The sequence below is a fragment of the Dryocola sp. LX212 genome (assembly GCA_041504365.1).
Lineage (GTDB): Bacteria > Pseudomonadota > Gammaproteobacteria > Enterobacterales > Enterobacteriaceae > Dryocola.
Genome location: CP167917.1, coordinates 2,615,291 through 2,633,025, shown reverse-complemented (window position 1 = coordinate 2,633,025; position 17,735 = coordinate 2,615,291). Strand labels below are relative to the sequence as shown.

Here is a 17,735-nt window from a genome sequence, read left to right as displayed (position 1 = left end):
GCAGCATGAATATAATTAACGTTAGCAATGTAACAGGAGTTTCCGATGATTTCAGGTTTACCAGCACTCTCTCACGAGCAGCAGCAGAAAGCCGTCGAGCGTATTCAGGAGCTGATGGCTCAGGGTATGAGCAGCGGCGAAGCTATCACCATCGTTGCGGCGGAAATCCGCGCTAATCACACAGGCGAAATGGTGGTTGCCCGGTTTGAGGATGAAGAGGACGAGGAAGAACAGACGCCGGAAGAGCAAACCGATTACGGCCACGGCCCGGACAGCGACCAGGAGGACGATTAGCTTCTGGCGCTCGATTAGCGGTGGATGACCCGCCGCTTATCCAGCCTGCATCAGGCCGGACAGAAGCGTCATCCGACAAAAAGATCAAACCGCCGCGATAATTTTAATTTCAATCTTATAGCGCGGGTTCATCAGCTGGGCCTGTACGGTGCAGCGTACCGGTGCCTGACCCGCCACAACCCACTCATCCCAAGCTTTATTCATGGCCGCGAAGTCATTGCCGTCCGGCAAAAAGATGGTCACGTCCAGAATGCGGGTTTTATCGCTGTCCAGCTCGGCCAGCAGGGCGTCTATCTGCGCCAGCGTATTGGCGGTCTGCTCGTAGGCGTCCGCATCCAGATTTTCCGGCACGCCGGTGTAGTAAACTGTCTGGTTGTGGATGATCGCATCGGACATACGCGCTTCTGGTTTAATACGCACAAGACTCATGACATTTTCCTTATCTGCTTTTTAAAAGTGCCCAACAGTCTGCCATCATCAACCGCCCGCGGCTACCTGCTTGCTGGATTAACCGCGCTCGGACTGACATAATCGCCGGCTTATATCCAGGGGGTAATGTGACGGACGATTTTGCAGCAGACGGCCAGCTCGCTTCAGCGATACCAGGCTTTAAACCACGCGAGCCGCAGCGTGAGATGGCTCATGCCGTCGCCAAAGCCATTAAAGACGGGCGCGAACTGGTGGTTGAGGCAGGAACCGGCACGGGCAAAACCTATGCCTACCTGGCGCCCGCGCTGCGTTCAGGCAAAAAAGTCATTATTTCCACCGGGTCGAAAGCGCTCCAGGACCAGCTCTATTCCAGAGACCTGCCGACCGTTGCGAAGGCGCTGGACTTTAAAGGGCGTCTGGCACTGCTAAAAGGGCGCTCTAACTACCTCTGTATTGAGCGCCTCGAGCAGCAGGCGCTCGCCGGAGGCGATCTCCCTGTGCAAACTCTGAGTGAGGTCGTCAAGCTGCGCGGCTGGGCCATCGAAGCCGTTGACGGCGACATCAGCACCTGCACCGACGTGGCGGAAGATTCCACCGTCTGGCCGCTGGTCACCAGCACCAACGACAACTGCCTGGGCCAGGACTGCCCGCTGTATAAAGACTGTTTTGTTGTTAAAGCGCGTAAGAAGGCGATGGATGCTGACGTGGTTGTCGTAAACCATCACCTGTTCCTGGCCGATATGGTCGTCAAAGAGAGCGGTTTTGCTGAGCTGATCCCCGAAGCGGAAGTGATGATCTTCGATGAGGCCCATCAGATCCCGGATATTGCCAGCCAGTACTTTGGCCAGTCCGTCTCCAGCCGCCAGCTGCTCGATTTAGCAAAAGATATCTCCATCGCCTACCGCACCGAAGTGCGCGATGCCCAGCAGCTGCAAAAAAGTGCCGACCGCCTGGCGCAGAGCACCCAGGATTTCCGTCTGCAGCTTGGTGACCCGGGTTATCGCGGCAACCTGCGCGAACTGCTCGCTCAGCCAGCCATTCAGCGAGCCCTGCTGCTGCTCGACGATGCGCTTGAACTTTGCTACGACGTCGCCAAACTCTCTCTGGGCCGATCGGCATTGCTTGACGCCGCGTTTGAGCGGGCGGTTATCTACCGCGGCCGCATCAAGCGTCTCAAAGACGTTAACCAGCCAGGCTACAGCTACTGGTATGAGTGTAACTCACGAAACTTCACGCTGGCGCTCACGCCGCTGTCGGTCGCCGATAAATTCAAAGAGGTGATTGCGCAGAAAAAAGGCACGTGGATATTCACCTCTGCGACGCTTTCGGTGAACGATCAGCTTAGCCACTTCACCGACCGCCTCGGCATTGATAACGCCGAGACGATGCTGCTGGCCAGCCCGTTTGATTACGCCACCCAGGCGCTGCTCTGCGTGCCGCGCGGCCTGCCGACGCCAAACCAGCCCCATGCGGCCCGGCATCTGGCAAAAATGCTCCAGCCGCTGATTGAAGCCAACAACGGCCGCTGCTTCATGCTTTGCACCTCCCACGCCATGATGAGGGAGCTGGCCGAGCAGTTCAGGGCTAACATGACGTTGCCGGTGCTGCTGCAGGGTGAGACCAGCAAAGGCCAGCTGCTCGAGCAGTTTGTCAGCGCCGGGAATGCCCTGCTGGTAGCAACCAGCAGCTTCTGGGAAGGGGTCGATGTGCGGGGTGACGCGCTGTCCCTTGTTATTATCGACAAGCTGCCGTTTACCTCGCCGGACGATCCGCTGCTCAAGGCGCGCATGGAAGACTGCCGCCTGCGGGGTGGAGAGCCCTTCGACGACGTGCAGCTGCCTGATGCGGTTATTACCCTCAAGCAGGGCGTGGGACGCCTGATTCGCGATGTAGACGATCGTGGCGTACTGGTGATTTGCGATAACCGTCTGGTGATGCGCCCGTACGGTGCCGTCTTTCTGAACAGCCTGCCGCCGACGCCGCGCACGCGGGATATAAATCGGGCGGTCGAGTTCCTTAATACCCCATCGGCGCGGTAAATTGTGCCAGACTATGGTATGATGCGCGCCGATTTTTGACCTTATTCATTACCTTAGATTCTCGCCAGAGGTTGGCCAGTCCATGCGAATTTTAGCCATCGATACCGCGACAGAAGCCTGTTCGGTTGCCCTGTACAATGAAGGCACCTCTCGTGCCCATTTCGAGCTGTGCCCACGCGAGCATACCCAACGTATTTTGCCTCTGGTGCAGGACATCCTGAACCAGAGCGGCCTTTCCTTGTCTGAACTGAACGCGCTTGCCTACGGGCGAGGCCCGGGCAGTTTTACCGGCGTACGTATCGGTATCGGTATTGCGCAGGGACTGGCGCTGGGCGCGGAGCTGCCGCTAATCGGCGTGTCAACCCTTGCCACCATGGCCCAGGGCGCATGGCGGCAGACGGGGGCAACTCGCGTGCTGGCCGCCATCGATGCCCGCATGGGTGAAGTCTACTGGGCTGAATACCAGCGTGACGAGCAGGGCGTCTGGCACGGTGAAGAAACCGAAGCAGTGCTGAAACCGGAAGCGGTTGCCGAGCGGTTGAAGCAGCTGGACGGCGAGTGGGCTACAGTTGGAACCGGCTGGCAGGCGTGGCCGGATATGGCGTTAAACAGTCGTGTTATTGTGCAGGACGGTAAAACCACGCTGCCCGCAGCGGAAGACATGCTGCCGCTGGCGATCCAGGCATTTAACGCAGATCGGACGGTTGCCGTTGAGCAAGCGGAACCTGTCTACCTGCGTAACGAAGTGACATGGAAGAAACTTCCCGGAAAAGAGTAATACGCCGCGTTGCCAGACCGGTAACGTCGTTTAAGGAGATGGGATATGGCTGATTGTAATGTCAGGAAGTTCGGCGGAGCGCTTGTCGTGGTCGCAGCGCTGCTGCTTGCTGGCTGTGTGACGGTACCGGATGCCATTAAAGGCACCAGTCCCACGCCTCAGCAGGATCTGGTGCGGGTGATGAATGCTCCGCAGCTGTATGTTGGTCAGGAGGCACGCTTTGGCGGGCGCGTGGTCAATATTGACAACCGCGAAGGCAAAACCCGCCTCGAAATCGCCACTGTCAGCCTCGATGAAGGCGCTCGGCCTCAGCTTGGCGAACCGTCCAAAGGCCGGATTTATGCGGACGTTAACGGCTTCCTCGACCCGGTAGACTTCCGCGGGCAACTGGTCACCGTTGTTGGCCCTATTACCGGCTCGATAGACGGTAAAGTAGGACAGACGCCGTATAAATTTATGTTGATGCAGGTGACGGGGTACAAGCGGTGGCGCGTAACCCAGCAGATTGTCTTGCCGCCGCAGCCCATAGATCCCTGGTTCTGGGGTGGCCCTTATCCTTACCGCGGCCATTATGGTATGTGGGGCGGAGCAGGATGGTATGCCCCGGGACCTGCACAGGTGCAAACGATCGTAACCGAATAACACTTTGTTTTAGCTATTTTTTCAAACAGCGGCTTTGCCGCTGTTTGCTTTTGTCCAGGACGGATGAAAAAAAAGAGTGATGCGCTTCGCAACCTTAAATCAGCTTAATTCTTAAACTGGTACGCTGAGTTAATATTATGTTAACGGCGTGTATCCTGATTGGGGTTGTGATGACGACAAATAATACATTCAGAGGTGAATCCTTGAAGAAGGTCTGGCTTAACCGCTACCCGGCCGACGTTGCGGCCGAGATAAATCCCGATCGTTATCAATCCCTGGTTGATATGTTTGAACAGGCTACGGCGCGCTACGCCGACCAGCCTGCGTTTGTGAACATGGGCGAGGTCATGACATTCCGTAAGCTTGAAGAGCACAGCCGTGCATTCGCAGCTTATCTGCAGGAAGCTCTTGGGCTACAAAAGGGCGACCGCGTGGCACTGATGATGCCGAACCTGCTGCAATATCCAATAGCCTTGTTTGGTATATTGCGCGCGGGCATGGTGGTGGTTAACGTGAATCCGCTTTACACCCCGCGCGAGCTGGAACATCAGCTTAACGATAGCGGTGCGAGCGCGATCGTCATCGTTTCAAACTTTGCCCATACCCTGGAAAAAGTGGTCGATAAGACCCAGGTGAAGCACGTCATTCTGACCCGCATGGGTGACCAGCTTTCGGCGGCAAAAGGCACGGTGGTGAACTTTGTCGTCAAGTATATCAAGCGTCTGGTACCGAAATATCACCTGCCGGACGCTATCTCGTTTCGCAGTGCGTTGCACAATGGCTATCGGATGCAGTACGTAAAACCCGAAGTCATCTCAACCGATCTGGCCTTCCTGCAATACACCGGCGGAACGACGGGCGTGGCGAAAGGGGCGATGCTAACCCACCGCAACATGCTCGCCAACCTGGAGCAGGTGAGGGCGGCGTATAGCCCGCTGCTGTTCGAGCGTAAAGAGCTGGTGGTCACGGCGCTGCCGCTCTACCACATCTTTGCGCTGACCATGAACTGCCTGCTGTTTATCGAGCTGGGCGGGCAAAACCTGTTAATCACTAACCCGCGCGATATTCCAGGCCTGGTCAAAGAGCTGGCGAAATACCCATTTACGGCGATGACCGGCGTTAACACGTTGTTCAATGCCCTGCTTAATAACAAAGAGTTCCAGCAGCTCGACTTCTCCAGCCTGCATCTTTCTGCCGGGGGCGGGATGCCGGTACAGCACGCCGTGGCGGAACGTTGGGTAAAGCTGACCGGACGCTATTTGCTGGAAGGCTACGGCTTGACGGAGTGCGCGCCGCTGGTCAGCGCTAACCCGCATGATATCGATCGTCATACGGGCAGCATCGGCCTGCCCGTGCCGTCCACCGAAGTAAAACTCATTGACGACGAAGGTAACGAAGTGCCGCCGGGGGAGCCGGGTGAACTGTGCGTCAAAGGTCCGCAGGTCATGCTGGGCTACTGGCAGCGCCCGGACGCCACGGACGAAATCATGCAGGACGGCTGGCTGCGCACGGGGGATATCGCAACGATGGACGAAGAGGGCTTCATGCGCATCGTCGACCGTAAAAAAGATATGATCCTGGTCTCCGGCTTTAACGTTTACCCGAACGAAATCGAAGACGTCGTGATGGAGCATCCCGGCGTGCTGGAAGTGGCCGCAGTGGGTGTGCCCGGCGGGGCCGGTGGGGAAACCGTGAAGATCTTCGTGGTCAAAAAAGACCCGTCGCTGAGCGAAGAATCTCTGATCACATTCTGCCGCCGCCATCTCACCGGTTATAAGGTGCCAAAGCTGGTGGAGTTCCGCGATGAACTGCCAAAATCCAACGTCGGCAAAATTTTACGACGAGAACTACGTGACGAAGCAGCTAAGGCCGATCAACAATAACGTCTGAGCTCCGAGTCAGCCGCAATAACGCCGGGAAACCGGCGTTTTTTTTGCGCAAACCTAAGAGAACCGAATTTGACATACCATATGATTACCACTGATGAGCAGCTCGCCGAAGTCTGCCACGCTGCTCGTCAGGTTTCCGCCCTGGCGTTGGACACCGAGTTCGTACGTACGCGCACATATTATCCGCAGCTTGGCCTGATCCAGCTGTACGACGGCGAGCAGGTGTCGCTGATCGATCCGCTGACCATCACCGACTGGTCACCGTTCAAGGCGCTGATTGCCGACACCAGCGTGATTAAATTCCTGCATGCGGGGAGCGAAGATCTCGAAGTCTTTCAGAATACCTTCGGTGCTCTGCCGGATCCGTTCATCGATACCCAGATCCTCGCCGCGTTTAGCGGGCGTCCCCTGTCCTGCGGCTTTGCCACCATCGTGGAGTCATTCACCGGCATCGCGCTCGACAAGAGCGAATCCCGCACCGACTGGCTGGCTCGTCCGCTGACCGAGCGCCAGTGTGAATATGCGGCGGCCGACGTGTTCTATCTGCTACCCATCGCCCACAAGCTCATGGAAGAAACCGAAGCGGCAGGATGGATGAAGGCGGCGCTGGACGAATGCAACCTGATGGCAACCCGCCGCACGGAAGTGCTCGACCCGGAAGAAGCCTGGCGCGAAATCGGTAACGCCTGGCAGCTGCGCACCCGCCAGCTGGCCTGCCTGAAGAAGCTTGCTTCATGGCGGCTGCGCAAGGCGCGTGAGCGCGACATGGCGGTAAACTTTGTTGTTCGCGAAGAGAACCTCTGGCAGGTGGCGCGCTACATGCCAGGCTCGCTGGCTGAGCTGGACAAGCTCGGCCTGAGCGGCAGCGAAATTCGCTTCCATGGCAAGACGCTGGTGGCGCTGGTTGCCGAAGCGCAGACTATCCCGGAAGAACAGTGGCCCGCTCCGCTGAGCAACCTGGTCGATATGCCCGGCTACCGCAAAGTCTTTAAGGCGATAAAAGCGTTAGTGCAGGAAGTGAGTGAAACCAGCGGCTTAAGCGTGGAGCTGCTTGCCTCACGTCGGCAAATTAACCAGCTGCTGAACTGGCACTGGAAATTAAAGACGCAGACGTCGATGCCTGAATTAATCAGCGGTTGGCGCGGGGAATTATTAGGCGAGAAGTTAAAAACGCTGCTGGCGGATTACTAATTTGCCGTGAAGGCTGTATATAATCACAGTGCATTTCGTTGCTTTAATAATAGCAAAGTTTTGCCAAACAACGGTCGGGAAATAACTATTTTCGGCCGTCGTGGATAAAATAAACCCCCTGAACTCAGCAGGGGGCTTTTGTTTTATCAGGCCGACTTTGGGGCTTCCTGCGTTTCCGGCAACGTGACGTTAAGTTCCAGAACGGAAATATCGTCGCCCTTTTGATCCAGCACGACGGTTAACATATCCGGGTCGATCTGTACATATTTGCAAATCACTTCCAGAATATCGCGCTTTAACTGCGGCAGGTAGTGAGGTTCACGGTCGCCGCGACGACGCTCGGCAACGATAATCTGCAGTCGCTCTTTCGCGATATTTGCGGTGTTCTTTTTCCGTGAGAGAAAAAAGTCTAGTAATGCCATAACTTATCCTCCGAACAGGCGTTTGAGGAAACCTTTCTTCTCTTCTTCTATGAAGCGGAAAGGACGTTCTTCTCCGAGAAGGCGTTCAACGGTATCTGCATAGGCCTGACCAGCGTCTGCTTCCGTATCAAGGATCACAGGCTCGCCCTGGTTGGAGGCGCGCAGAACTGACTGATCTTCTGGGATCACGCCAACCAGCGGAATACGCAGAATTCCCAGCACGTCTTCCATGCTCAGCATGTCGCCACGATTTACGCGGCCAGGGTTGTAGCGGGTCAGCAGCAGATGCTCTTTGATCGGATCTTCGCCGTTTTCAGCGCGACGGGACTTGGAAGAGAGGATGCCGAGGATGCGGTCGGAGTCACGTACGGAGGAGACTTCTGGGTTGGTGGTAATAATGGCTTCGTCTGCAAAATAGAGCGCCATTAACGCACCGGTTTCGATGCCGGCCGGGGAGTCGCAAACGATAAACTCGAAGTCCATATTTTTCAGGTCTTCGAGCACTTTCGCCACGCCTTCGCGCGTCAATGCGTCTTTATCGCGCGTCTGCGAAGCGGGCAGAATATAGAGCTGCTCGGTGCGCTTATCACGAATTAAAGCCTGGTTTAACGTCGCATCGCCCTGAATCACGTTCACGAAATCGTACACCACGCGGCGTTCGCAGCCCATGATCAGATCCAGGTTACGCAGGCCGATGTCAAAATCGATAACGACTGTTTTTCTTCCCTTCTGGGCCAGCCCCGTAGCGATGGCCGCGCTGGACGTGGTCTTACCGACGCCCCCTTTACCCGATGTAACAACAATAATGCGTGCCATAAAGGATTTCCTTGTTAAAAGGGCTTAATTCAAAGGTTGAACGGAGAGCGCACCGCCCGCGAGACTCAGGCGTGCCGCTTTCCCGTAATAGTCGGCTGGGATTTGGTCGCTCAGCCAGTATTCACCCGCTATTGAGACCAGCTCAGCTACCAGGTTTGTGCAAAATATTTGTGCATCACGGGAGCCATCGGCCCCCGCCAGGGCACGGCCGCGCATCATGCCGTAGATATGGATGTTACCATCGGCAATAAGTTCCGCACCGGCGCTGACGTGATTAGTGACAATCAGGTCACAGTGTGGCGCATAAATGCGCTGACCGGAACGAACCGGGGTATCAATCAAACGCGTTTTTGTGATCGGCATTGCAATTGGTTCAACAACTGCAACCGGCTCGGGCGAAATGACCTTAGGCGTACGAGGGGCTTTCTCTTTCCCTTCCGATAACAGCGGCAGGCCAGCACGTTCGATTTCTGCCATCAACGCTTTGTCTTTACAACCGCTGATGCCGACGACGCGAAGACCCGTAGAAACCACCGCCTGCTGGACTTTCTTCCAGTTCACGGATCCATCGAGGCTGGCAACGTTAACCACTACCGGGGCATTTTTTAAAAAGGCTGGCGCCTGGGCAATTTTATCCTGCAGGGCCTGGCGAATAACCTCGGGTTGTGCATCATGTAAGTGAACCACTGACAAGGTAAAACTGCTGCCTTTTAACTCGATTGGCGTGTTTGACATCCTGGCCTTACTCAATTCAGTTTCAATCCCCACGGCTTGTGGGACGATATTCCGAAGTACATTAAGCATGGTATAGTCAGTGTTATATTCAGGCAAGCCACCATCCGGCGAAAATAGAGTAAAAAAAATGTTTTGTGTGATCTACCGAAGTAGTAAACGTGAGCAGACTTATCTTTATGTCGAAAAAAAAGACGATTTCTCTCGGGTGCCGGAAGAATTGATGAAAGGTTTCGGTCAAGCGATCCTGGCAATGATATTACCCCTTGATGGTAGTAAGAAACTGGCCAACGCTGACATTGATAAAGTTAAGCAAGCACTAACAGAAGAAGGCTATTATTTACAGTTGCCGCCGCCCCCGGAAAGTTTGTTAAAAATGCATCTCGAGAAAGCTCCGAAAAAATAACTTTCGGACTAGTGGCAAATCTTTTCTATACCTAAAGGGTGAAGATAACTGTAGCAACCTCAGACTCATCCGAGAGGGTAGATGAAAAATTCAGCAATTTGTTTAACGGCCAGCACGCTATTTCTCGTCAGCTGTGCGGCAAAATCCCCCAATGCGGAAGCCGTGGCGCCTGCCACGGCAGCTACTACTGCCGCTCAGCCTAAAGCCTCTTCAACCACCAGTGCATCGACGACGCTGGCCGCACAAGGCCGCGACCCGGCTGAGTTTCCGGGCTATGTCGATCAGCTGAAGCAGCAGGCCAGAGGGCAGGGCATCAGTGACGCCACCATCAATGCCGCCTTCGCCAACGTCCATTTTGTTGACCGGGTCATTAAATCCGACCAGAACCAGCTTGAAAAAAAGGTGACGCTCGATGATTACCTTTCTCGCGTCATAACCCAGGCGAAAATCGATCGGGCACGGGAGCTCTATCAGCAGTATCAGCCGGAGCTGGCATCGGTCAGCGCACAGACGGGCGTACAGGCTAACTATATCGTCGCCCTGTGGGCGATGGAGAGCCAGTTCGGCAAGATTCAGGGTAAAGAAGATATTATCTCCGCGCTCTCAACCCTGGCCTTCGAAGGTCGGCGCGAGGCTTTCTTCACGAAGGAGTTAATGGCATCGCTAAAAATTATCGACCAGGGGCATGCTTCGGCTGACCAGCTGAAAGGCTCGTGGGCGGGTGCTATGGGCCAGAACCAGTTTATGCCAAGTTCCTATCTGCGCTATGGCAAAGATGGCGACGGCGACGGCAAAATCGACATCTGGAATAACACCAGCGATGTCTTTGCCTCCACGGCCAACTACCTTGCCACGGAAGGGTGGCAGGCAGGCGGCGGCTGGGGCACGGAAGTAAAGCTTCCAGAAGGGTTTAATCCTGGATTAGCGGGGACGAAAACCGCGCAGGGTAAAACCGTGGCTCAGTGGCAGAAGCTGGGCGTAACGCTCCCGGATGGCCTGCAGCTACCGGCCTCCACGGAACGGGCATGGATTGTCACGCCGGACGACAATCAGGCGCGTTCATTCCTGGTCTACAACAATTTCCGCACCATTATGCGCTGGAACCGTTCGTACTACTTCGCGATAAGCATCAGCACCATGGCGGACGCCATCGTTAAGTAAATCTGCGCACGATTGGCATAATAAGAAAAACGCCCTGGTATCCACTGGGGATTTTTTTATCTAATATCAAATGCAGTTAACACAACGACGCAGAGGAAAGGCATGTATCAGCATCATAACTGGCAGGGCGCGCTGCTGGATTTTCCGGTCAGCAAAGTAGTGTGCGTGGGCAGTAACTACGCGAAGCATATTAAAGAGATGGGCAGCGCAACGCCGGAAGAGCCGGTGCTGTTCATCAAGCCCGAGAGCGCGCTGTGCGATATTCGCCAGCCGCTGGCGCTGCCGCAGGGGCTGGGGTCGGTGCATCACGAAGTTGAACTTGCGATTCTGATTGGTGCAACGCTTAAACAGGCTACTGAAGAGCACGTAGCCAAGGCGATTGCCGGTTACGGGGTGGCGCTGGACCTTACGCTGCGCGATTTGCAGGGCAAACTCAAAAAAGCGGGGCAACCGTGGGAAAAAGCAAAAGGGTTCGATAACTCCTGTCCGATTTCAGGGTTCATCCCGGCCGCAGAATTTACCGCCGACGCGCAAAACACCGAGCTTTCCCTGAAGATCAACGGAGTGACCCGCCAGCAGGGCTCTACTTCTGACATGATCCACAAGATTACGCCGCTGATTGCTTATATGAGCCGCTTCTTTACTCTACGAGCCGGAGATGTGATCCTGACGGGTACGCCGGAGGGTGTTGGTCCGCTGGCAAGCGGTGACAACCTCGAGCTGAGTTTCGACGGCAAAAGCATCACCACCCGCGTATTATAAAGCCCGCGTACTATAATGAAATTTGCCGCCTGTGCGCGGCATTACTTGCATCTTTAACCCACAGCGTTTATAAGGTGCAGCTTATTTTTTAAATGCGGGCTTAATCATGACACAGGCACCTTTCTGGCAGAGTAAAACCCTCGACGAGATGAGCGACACCGAGTGGGAATCACTTTGTGACGGCTGCGGCCAGTGCTGTCTGCATAAGCTGATGGACGAGGACACGGACGAAATCTACTTCACCAACGTCGCGTGCAAGCAGCTGAACATTAAGACCTGCCAGTGCAAGAATTACGCCCGTCGATTCGACTATGAGCCCGACTGCATCAAGCTTACCCGTGATAATTTGCCCACTTTCGAATGGCTCCCGCACACCTGCGCGTACCGCCTGTTGGCGGAAGGAAAAGGACTCCCGGAGTGGCATCCGCTGCTGACAGGATCGAAAGCGGCTATGCACGGCGAACGCATTTCAGTGCGACATATCGCTGTTAAAGAGTCGGAAGTGCAGGACTGGCAGGATCATATTTTAAACAAACCCGAGTGGGCAGACTAAGCTACCCGCATAAGAAAAGAACACCAAAATAAATAGTACAAAACGACTTTTTTGTGATACGGTGTTCTTTCAATAACAAATAAAAGTAGGTTTATATCCAGTATTTAACATTCAAGTGTCCGTCATGTGGCGGTTCACAGTATCGCACCTCCCCTTACGATGTCCGAGAAACAAATCCCCATGGCGCTGTTTGTATCTTCTGTAAAGCAGGGATGCATCTTCTTCATCGTCCGATGAGTGCGATTCATCAACATAACGTAGCTGCTCGCTAAACGTCCGACATCCCGCTGGTTTTGCTTTTTCCCTGCCTGCACTGTTAACATTGGCCTCCTTAACGGAGGGATGATGAAAAAATTAACTTTACTGCTCGGAGCGCTGATTATCAGCGGCTGCTCGTCGGCTGAACCCTACGCGCCAAACCCGCCAAAGGCTATCGGTACGCCGAACCCGGCTGCGGTTTACTGCAATGACCAGGGCGGCAAGCTGATACGAGTGAAAACAGATTTGGGCGATCGGGCGGATTGTTTATTGCCGAGCGGTGAACGAATCGACGAATGGACGCTTTATCGTCGCGACCACTGATAATAAAAAAACCCGCCGAAGCGGGTTTTTTTATGCCTGTCGTTTGGCGTTAACGGCCAAACAGATCGCGACGCTTTGGTTTAAAAGGCTGAGCAATCAGCACCAGCACGGCGATAATCAGGAAGACCGAGAAGGTCCCCAGCAGCCACTGCACCATATCCAGAGAGAGAAATTCCCACTGACGGACGGAGCAGTCACCAGTAGCGACGAACACCTGTGGCAGCCATTTATCCAGCGGTAGCCACGACGGGAAGCGGGCAGCAAAATCACAGGTGACGAAAGGGGAAGGATGCAGCTGGAGCATCGTGTGTTCCCAGGTCAGCTGTACGCCTTTGCCAGCGCTATACAGCCAGATAGCCAGCGCGCCGTAGCGTAAAGGAGACTTAGGCGCAATGGCACCCACAATTCCTGCGCCCATAATCCCAAACAGGGCACAGCGTTCATAAATACACATTACACACGGCTTCAGCATCATCACGTGCTGGAACCACAACGCCACCATTTCCAAAGCAAACGCGGAGAAGGCCAGCAACAGCCAGGCGCCGCGCCCATGGGAGCATTGGTTTAAATATCGCAACATAATCAGTTTTCCCTACAACTTGCGGTGAATCGGCAGTGTAAACCAATTCGATTTTTGCGCCAGTAGAAGTGACAAAAAAATAACTTCTAATCCGGATATTAATCAGCCAGATGAGCAGAATTGGGCAGCGAACTGCCCGCTACCTGCATTCAGTGAGCCAGCTCGCTAAGCGTGGATGGGGTTATCCATCCGGCATGCAGCATCCATTCGGTGGCTGGCTCTAAAGTAAACTCAACGCACAGCAGCCCCACCAGCGTCAGCACGAGGGTATACGGCAGCGCCATCAGCACCATCCGGCCATAAGACAGCCTGATAAGCGGAGCCAGCGCGGAGGTCAGAAGGAACAGGAACGCGGCCTGGCCGTTTGGTGTGGCAACGGAGGGCAGATTAGTCCCGGTGTTGATCGCCACCGCCAGCAGTTCAAACTGCTTCAGATCGATGATGCCACTCTGTAGAGCGCTTTTCGTTTCGTTGATATATACCGTACCGACGAAGACGTTATCGGAGATGGACGAAAGCACGCCGTTAAACAGATAGAACAGCGAGAGCTGAGCATGTGGCTCCGCCTGCAACACGAAGTGAATGACGGGGGCAAAGAGCTGCTGATCGATAATCACAGCTACCACCGCAAAAAAGACGGTCAGCAACGCGGTAAAAGGCAGGGCTTCGGTAAACGCTTTGCCGATGGCATGTTCATCCGTCACGCCGCACAGCGCCGTGGCGAAAATAATCACCGAGAGGCCTATCAGGCCGACCTCAGCCAGATGCATTGCCAGTGCAATCACCAGCCATACACCAATCAGTGCCTGGATAACCAGCTTCACCGTGTCCTGCTTGCTGCGCTTCTGGGCGCTTTTGGTGTCGTAATCTTTCAGGATGGTTCGCACTTTTTCCGGCAGCGGTGCGCCATAGCCAAGAATTTTGGTGTATTCGAGCAGCAGGCAGGTCAACAGTCCGCAAATCAGTACAGGGACGCTGACCGGCGCCATGCGCAGCAGGAACTCGCCAAAGTGCCAGCCTGCATTTTTAGCGATGATTAGGTTTTGCGGTTCACCTACCATCGTCATTACGCCGCCTAAGGCGGTCCCGACGCCCGCATGCATCATCAGGCTGCGTAAAAAGGCACGGAACTGTTCGAGGATGGAGCGATTGTCGTTTTCCATCTGGCTGTCGTCGAGAATATCGCCGTCGTCGTCGCCTTCAGAGGCCACCCTATGGTAAATCCCGTAAAACCCCACCGCAACGCTAATGACGACGGCGACGACCGTCAGCGCGTCCAGGAAGGCGGACAGAAACGCAGCAGCGACGCAAAACGCCAGCGATAGCAGCATTTTCGAGCGGATACCCAGCAGGAGTTTGGTGAAGACCAGCAGCAGAAGCTGCTTCATAAAGTAGATGCCCGCGACCATGAACATCAGCAGCAGCAGGACCTCAAGATTGTTTGCCAGCTCGTGGCGAACGTTCTCCGCGCTGGTCATCCCGACCAGCACGGCCTCAATGGCGAGCAGGCCGCCGGGCAGCAGCGGGTAGCATTTCAGCGCCATGGCAAGAGTAAAAATAAACTCGGCAACCAGCATCCAGCCTGCGACAAACGGACTGATAAACAGAAATACCAGCGGGTTAACGATCAGAAAACCAACAATAGCCAGTTTGTACCAGTCAGGTGACTGGCCCAGAAAATTACGATACAGCGCGCGACCTGTGGACATTTCCATTGTGATAGAACCTTTCTCCTGTGATTATTCTGGCGGTTATTAACCGTCTGAGGGTACTCGTGCGTGGCCTGGCTGGCAAGACGCGGGGAAGATTTGCTGCTTTACTCTTCTTAAAGAAATTAAACCTTGATCCCGTAAATGGCGCCGCGCCAATCTATCTGGCGCTCGCCGCATCTGGTATGATGAGTCCAATTTGCCAAACCTGTGTAATGGAAATCGTACTATGGTCATTAAGGCGCAGAGCCCTGCGGGTTTCGCGGAAGAATACATTATAGAAAGTATCTGGAATAACCGTTTCGCTCCGGGCTCCATTTTACCCGCTGAACGTGAACTTTCTGAGCTTATTGGCGTTACCCGTACCACGCTGCGAGAAGTGCTGCAGCGTCTGGCGCGGGACGGCTGGTTAACCATTCAGCATGGTAAGCCGACCAAAGTGAACAACTTCTGGGAAACCTCCGGCCTGAACATCCTGGAAACCCTGGCGCGGCTGGATCACGACAGCGTACCCCAGCTGATTGATAATCTGCTTTCCGTACGTACCAACATTGCGACAATCTTTATCCGTACCGCAATGCGTCAGCATCCGGAAAAAGCGCAGGAAGTGCTGGCCACGGCTGACCGCGTCGAAGACCATGCGGATGCCTTCGCCGATCTGGACTACAGCATTTTCCGCGGTCTGGCCTTTGCCTCCGGCAACCCAATTTATGGGCTAATCCTCAACGGTATGAAAGGACTGTACACCCGCATTGGGCGTCACTACTTCTCGAATCCTGAAGCACGCAGCCTGGCGTTAGGCTTCTACCATCGCCTGGCGAAAATTTGCGACGAGGGGCTGCACGATCAGGTATTTGATACCGTGCGTACCTACGGCCGCGAAAGTGGGGAAATCTGGCACCGCATGCAGAAGAACCTGCCGGGCGATCTGGCGATGCACAGCCGCTGATTGCGCCGCTGAAAAAAAGCTTCCATCCGGAAGCCTTTTTTGATTGGTGAAGGGTATTAATGCTTGTTCACCCCACAACAGATCTGTACTAGTCGGATAAGCGCATGCCCCATCCGACACGGCCAGCGCATTATAAACTGTTCATCCGCGGTGGGCACCGATCCAGAAGTTCAACGCTGCCATCCTCGTTCTGCTGCTCCAGCGTTACGTCAAAGCCCCACAGACGGTGCACATGCTTGAGCACCTCACGACGGCCTTTATCGAGCGGCGCGCGGTTCTGCGGGATATAGCGTAGCGTTAGCGACCGGTCACCGCGTAAATCCACGTTCCAGACCTGAATGTTCGGCTCCAGATTGCTCAGGTTGTACTGGGCTGAAAGCTGGGCGCGAATTTCACGGTAACCTTCCTCGTTATGAATAGCCGATATTTCCAGGTAATTATTGTGGTCGTCATCCAGCACGGTAAACAGACGGAAATCACGCATCAGCTTCGGCGACAGAAACTGGCTGATAAAGCTCTCGTCCTTGAAGTCGCGCATCGCGAAGTGCAGCGTATCCAGCCAGTCTTTACCGGCAATATCCGGGAACCAGTACTTATCTTCCTCGGTTGGATTCTGGCAAATACGCTTGATGTCCTGGAACATCGCAAACCCTAATGCGTAAGGGTTGATGCCGTTATACCACGGGCTGTTATACGGCGGCTGGAACACCACGTTGGTGTGGCTGTGCAGGAACTCCAGCATAAAGCGTTCCGTCACTTTTCCTTCATCGTAGAGATGGTTAAGGATGGTGTAGTGCCAGAACGTCGCCCAGCCTTCGTTCATCACCTGGGTCTGCTTCTGCGGATAAAAATACTGGCTCACCTTACGCACGATGCGCAGGATTTCACGCTGCCACGGCTCCAGCAGCGGCGCGTTCTTCTCCATGAAATAGAGCAGGTTTTCCTGTGGCTCCGAAGGGTAACGACGCGCTTCGGCTACCGTTTTCTCTTCTTCGCGGCGAGGCAGGGTGCGCCATAGGGTATTTACCTGGCTTTGCAGATACTCTTCGCGGCTTTTCTGCCGCGCTTTCTCTTCCTGCAGCGAAATTTTCTGCGGGCGTTTATAGCGGTCAACGCCGTAGTTCATCAGCGCGTGGCAGGAGTCGAGCAGGCGTTCCACTTCGTCCACGCCATAACGTTCCTCGCACTCGCTGATGTATTTGCGGGCGAAGATAAGGTAATCGATAATTGAGCTGGCGTCCGTCCAGCTGCGGAACAGGTAGTTATTCTTGAAAAAGGAGTTATGCCCGTAGCAGGCATGAGCGATAACCAGCGCCTGCATGGTGATGGTGTTTTCCTCCATCAGATAGGCGATGCAGGGATTGGAGTTAATCACAATCTCGTAGGCCAGCCCCTGCTGCCCATGCTTGTACAGCCGCTCGGTCTCGATGAACTTTTTGCCGAACGACCAGTGCGGGTAGTTTATCGGCATCCCGACGCTGGAGTAGGCGTCCATCATCTGTTCGGAGGTGATGACCTCAATTTGATGCGGATAAGTGTCTAAGCGGTAAAGCTTTGCGACCCGATCGATTTCGGCGAGGTATACATCCAGCAGCTCGAACGTCCAGTCGGGTCCATCACTCAGTCGTCCGGATTCCTTTGTGGCGGATAGATCAACAGTAGCCATCAGCGCGCCCTCATTGTTGTCGGCCCTCTCTGATTGGAAAGCCTCACCTCAAAGGATAGAACACTCCGCAAACTTAGCGCCCGCCGGCAAACTTTTTTCTGCGCGATTTACGTATTTCAATGAGCCGGATTTTGC

General features: G+C 54.7%; 19 protein-coding genes. 12 read left to right on the top strand and 7 right to left on the bottom strand.

The features are described 5' to 3' along the window. Positions 1–45: 45 nt before the first annotated feature. Positions 46–294, top strand: a complete 249-nt coding sequence (locus tag ACA108_12575) for a YoaH family protein (protein ID XEX94240.1) — start codon at positions 46–48, stop codon at positions 292–294. A gap of 84 nt (positions 295–378) precedes the next feature. On the opposite strand, the gene ACA108_12570 is transcribed toward ACA108_12575, so the two are convergent. Then, positions 379–723 (bottom strand): RidA family protein, encoded by a 345-nt coding sequence (locus tag ACA108_12570; protein XEX94239.1) that lies wholly within the window; start codon positions 721–723, stop codon positions 379–381. A gap of 128 nt (positions 724–851) precedes the next feature. Between ACA108_12570 and ACA108_12565 the strand changes: the two genes are divergently transcribed. From ACA108_12565 to rnd, 5 genes are all read left to right on the top strand, one after another. Beyond that, a complete protein-coding gene (locus ACA108_12565) occupies positions 852–2,762 on the top strand; it encodes an ATP-dependent DNA helicase (protein XEX94238.1) in 1,911 nt (636 codons plus the stop codon). Positions 2,763–2,844: 82 nt separating this feature from the next. Continuing rightward, positions 2,845–3,540, top strand: a complete 696-nt coding sequence (tsaB, locus tag ACA108_12560; GenBank protein ID XEX94237.1) for a tRNA (adenosine(37)-N6)-threonylcarbamoyltransferase complex dimerization subunit type 1 TsaB — start codon at positions 2,845–2,847, stop codon at positions 3,538–3,540. 45 nt (positions 3,541–3,585) lie between these two features. Next, positions 3,586–4,182 (top strand): Slp family lipoprotein, encoded by a 597-nt coding sequence (locus ACA108_12555; GenBank protein XEX94236.1) that lies wholly within the window; start codon positions 3,586–3,588, stop codon positions 4,180–4,182. Between the two features lie 203 nt (positions 4,183–4,385). Next, positions 4,386–6,065 (top strand): long-chain-fatty-acid--CoA ligase FadD, encoded by a 1,680-nt coding sequence (gene fadD / locus ACA108_12550; GenBank protein ID XEX94235.1) that lies wholly within the window; start codon positions 4,386–4,388, stop codon positions 6,063–6,065. Positions 6,066–6,152: 87 nt separating this feature from the next. Then, positions 6,153–7,262: a ribonuclease D gene (rnd, locus tag ACA108_12545; GenBank protein ID XEX94234.1), complete on the top strand. Its 1,110-nt coding sequence runs from the start codon at positions 6,153–6,155 to the stop codon at positions 7,260–7,262. Positions 7,263–7,408: 146 nt separating this feature from the next. Here the strand turns inward: rnd and minE are convergent, their stop codons facing one another. The 3 genes from minE to minC are packed head-to-tail and all read right to left on the bottom strand — an operon-like array spanning position 7,409 to position 9,235. Further along, positions 7,409–7,684, bottom strand: coding sequence for a cell division topological specificity factor MinE (gene minE, locus ACA108_12540; protein ID XEX94233.1), 276 nt, complete (start codon positions 7,682–7,684; stop codon positions 7,409–7,411). Between the two features lie 3 nt (positions 7,685–7,687). Further along, positions 7,688–8,500, bottom strand: coding sequence for a septum site-determining protein MinD (minD, locus tag ACA108_12535; GenBank protein XEX94232.1), 813 nt, complete (start codon positions 8,498–8,500; stop codon positions 7,688–7,690). A gap of 24 nt (positions 8,501–8,524) precedes the next feature. Continuing rightward, on the bottom strand, positions 8,525–9,235 hold the full coding sequence (minC, locus tag ACA108_12530; protein ID XEX94231.1) for a septum site-determining protein MinC: 711 nt from the start codon (positions 9,233–9,235) through the stop codon (positions 8,525–8,527). Between the two features lie 127 nt (positions 9,236–9,362). Here minC and ACA108_12525 point away from each other — a divergent pair, with 127 nt between their 5' ends. The 5 genes from ACA108_12525 to ACA108_12505 all read left to right on the top strand — a co-directional run bounded on the left by ACA108_12525 (position 9,363) and on the right by ACA108_12505 (position 12,696). After that, entirely contained in the window at positions 9,363–9,638 is a 276-nt protein-coding gene (locus ACA108_12525; GenBank protein XEX98097.1) for a YcgL domain-containing protein, read from the top strand. A gap of 81 nt (positions 9,639–9,719) precedes the next feature. Next, the gene (locus tag ACA108_12520) at positions 9,720–10,799 is read left to right on the top strand and encodes a lytic transglycosylase domain-containing protein (GenBank protein ID XEX94230.1); all 1,080 of its coding nucleotides are present in this window, start codon (positions 9,720–9,722) and stop codon (positions 10,797–10,799) included. Positions 10,800–10,901: 102 nt separating this feature from the next. After that, entirely contained in the window at positions 10,902–11,561 is a 660-nt protein-coding gene (locus ACA108_12515) for a fumarylacetoacetate hydrolase family protein (GenBank protein XEX94229.1), read from the top strand. A gap of 106 nt (positions 11,562–11,667) precedes the next feature. Beyond that, positions 11,668–12,114 carry a YcgN family cysteine cluster protein gene (locus tag ACA108_12510; GenBank protein ID XEX94228.1) on the top strand — a complete coding sequence of 149 codons (447 nt, stop codon included), beginning with the start codon at positions 11,668–11,670 and terminating at the stop codon, positions 12,112–12,114. A 342-nt stretch (positions 12,115–12,456) separates the two neighbouring features. Then, positions 12,457–12,696: a DUF333 domain-containing protein gene (locus tag ACA108_12505; GenBank protein ID XEX94227.1), complete on the top strand. Its 240-nt coding sequence runs from the start codon at positions 12,457–12,459 to the stop codon at positions 12,694–12,696. Between the two features lie 49 nt (positions 12,697–12,745). Here the strand turns inward: ACA108_12505 and dsbB are convergent, their stop codons facing one another. Further along, a complete protein-coding gene (gene dsbB / locus ACA108_12500; protein XEX94226.1) occupies positions 12,746–13,276 on the bottom strand; it encodes a disulfide bond formation protein DsbB in 531 nt (176 codons plus the stop codon). Positions 13,277–13,425: 149 nt separating this feature from the next. After that, positions 13,426–14,991, bottom strand: a complete 1,566-nt coding sequence (nhaB, locus tag ACA108_12495) for a Na(+)/H(+) antiporter NhaB (GenBank protein XEX94225.1) — start codon at positions 14,989–14,991, stop codon at positions 13,426–13,428. A 223-nt stretch (positions 14,992–15,214) separates the two neighbouring features. Between nhaB and fadR the strand changes: the two genes are divergently transcribed. After that, on the top strand, positions 15,215–15,934 hold the full coding sequence (gene fadR / locus ACA108_12490; protein ID XEX94224.1) for a fatty acid metabolism transcriptional regulator FadR: 720 nt from the start codon (positions 15,215–15,217) through the stop codon (positions 15,932–15,934). Between the two features lie 130 nt (positions 15,935–16,064). Here the strand turns inward: fadR and ACA108_12485 are convergent, their stop codons facing one another. After that, entirely contained in the window at positions 16,065–17,600 is a 1,536-nt protein-coding gene (locus tag ACA108_12485) for a SpoVR family protein (GenBank protein ID XEX94223.1), read from the bottom strand. Positions 17,601–17,735: the final 135 nt, after the last annotated feature.

Coding starts and splice junctions, on each gene's coding strand:
- ACA108_12575 (XEX94240.1), top strand. CDS start 46: ATGATTTCAGGTTTACCAGCACTCTCTCACGAGCAGCAGCAGAAAGCC.
- ACA108_12570 (XEX94239.1), bottom strand. CDS start 723: ATGAGTCTTGTGCGTATTAAACCAGAAGCGCGTATGTCCGATGCGATC.
- tsaB (XEX94237.1), top strand. CDS start 2,845: ATGCGAATTTTAGCCATCGATACCGCGACAGAAGCCTGTTCGGTTGCC.
- ACA108_12555 (XEX94236.1), top strand. CDS start 3,586: ATGGCTGATTGTAATGTCAGGAAGTTCGGCGGAGCGCTTGTCGTGGTC.
- rnd (XEX94234.1), top strand. CDS start 6,153: ATGATTACCACTGATGAGCAGCTCGCCGAAGTCTGCCACGCTGCTCGT.
- minE (XEX94233.1), bottom strand. CDS start 7,684: ATGGCATTACTAGACTTTTTTCTCTCACGGAAAAAGAACACCGCAAAT.
- minD (XEX94232.1), bottom strand. CDS start 8,500: ATGGCACGCATTATTGTTGTTACATCGGGTAAAGGGGGCGTCGGTAAG.
- minC (XEX94231.1), bottom strand. CDS start 9,235: ATGTCAAACACGCCAATCGAGTTAAAAGGCAGCAGTTTTACCTTGTCA.
- ACA108_12525 (XEX98097.1), top strand. CDS start 9,363: ATGTTTTGTGTGATCTACCGAAGTAGTAAACGTGAGCAGACTTATCTT.
- ACA108_12520 (XEX94230.1), top strand. CDS start 9,720: ATGAAAAATTCAGCAATTTGTTTAACGGCCAGCACGCTATTTCTCGTC.
- ACA108_12515 (XEX94229.1), top strand. CDS start 10,902: ATGTATCAGCATCATAACTGGCAGGGCGCGCTGCTGGATTTTCCGGTC.
- ACA108_12510 (XEX94228.1), top strand. CDS start 11,668: ATGACACAGGCACCTTTCTGGCAGAGTAAAACCCTCGACGAGATGAGC.
- ACA108_12505 (XEX94227.1), top strand. CDS start 12,457: ATGATGAAAAAATTAACTTTACTGCTCGGAGCGCTGATTATCAGCGGC.
- dsbB (XEX94226.1), bottom strand. CDS start 13,276: ATGTTGCGATATTTAAACCAATGCTCCCATGGGCGCGGCGCCTGGCTG.
- nhaB (XEX94225.1), bottom strand. CDS start 14,991: ATGGAAATGTCCACAGGTCGCGCGCTGTATCGTAATTTTCTGGGCCAG.
- fadR (XEX94224.1), top strand. CDS start 15,215: ATGGTCATTAAGGCGCAGAGCCCTGCGGGTTTCGCGGAAGAATACATT.
- ACA108_12485 (XEX94223.1), bottom strand. CDS start 17,600: ATGGCTACTGTTGATCTATCCGCCACAAAGGAATCCGGACGACTGAGT.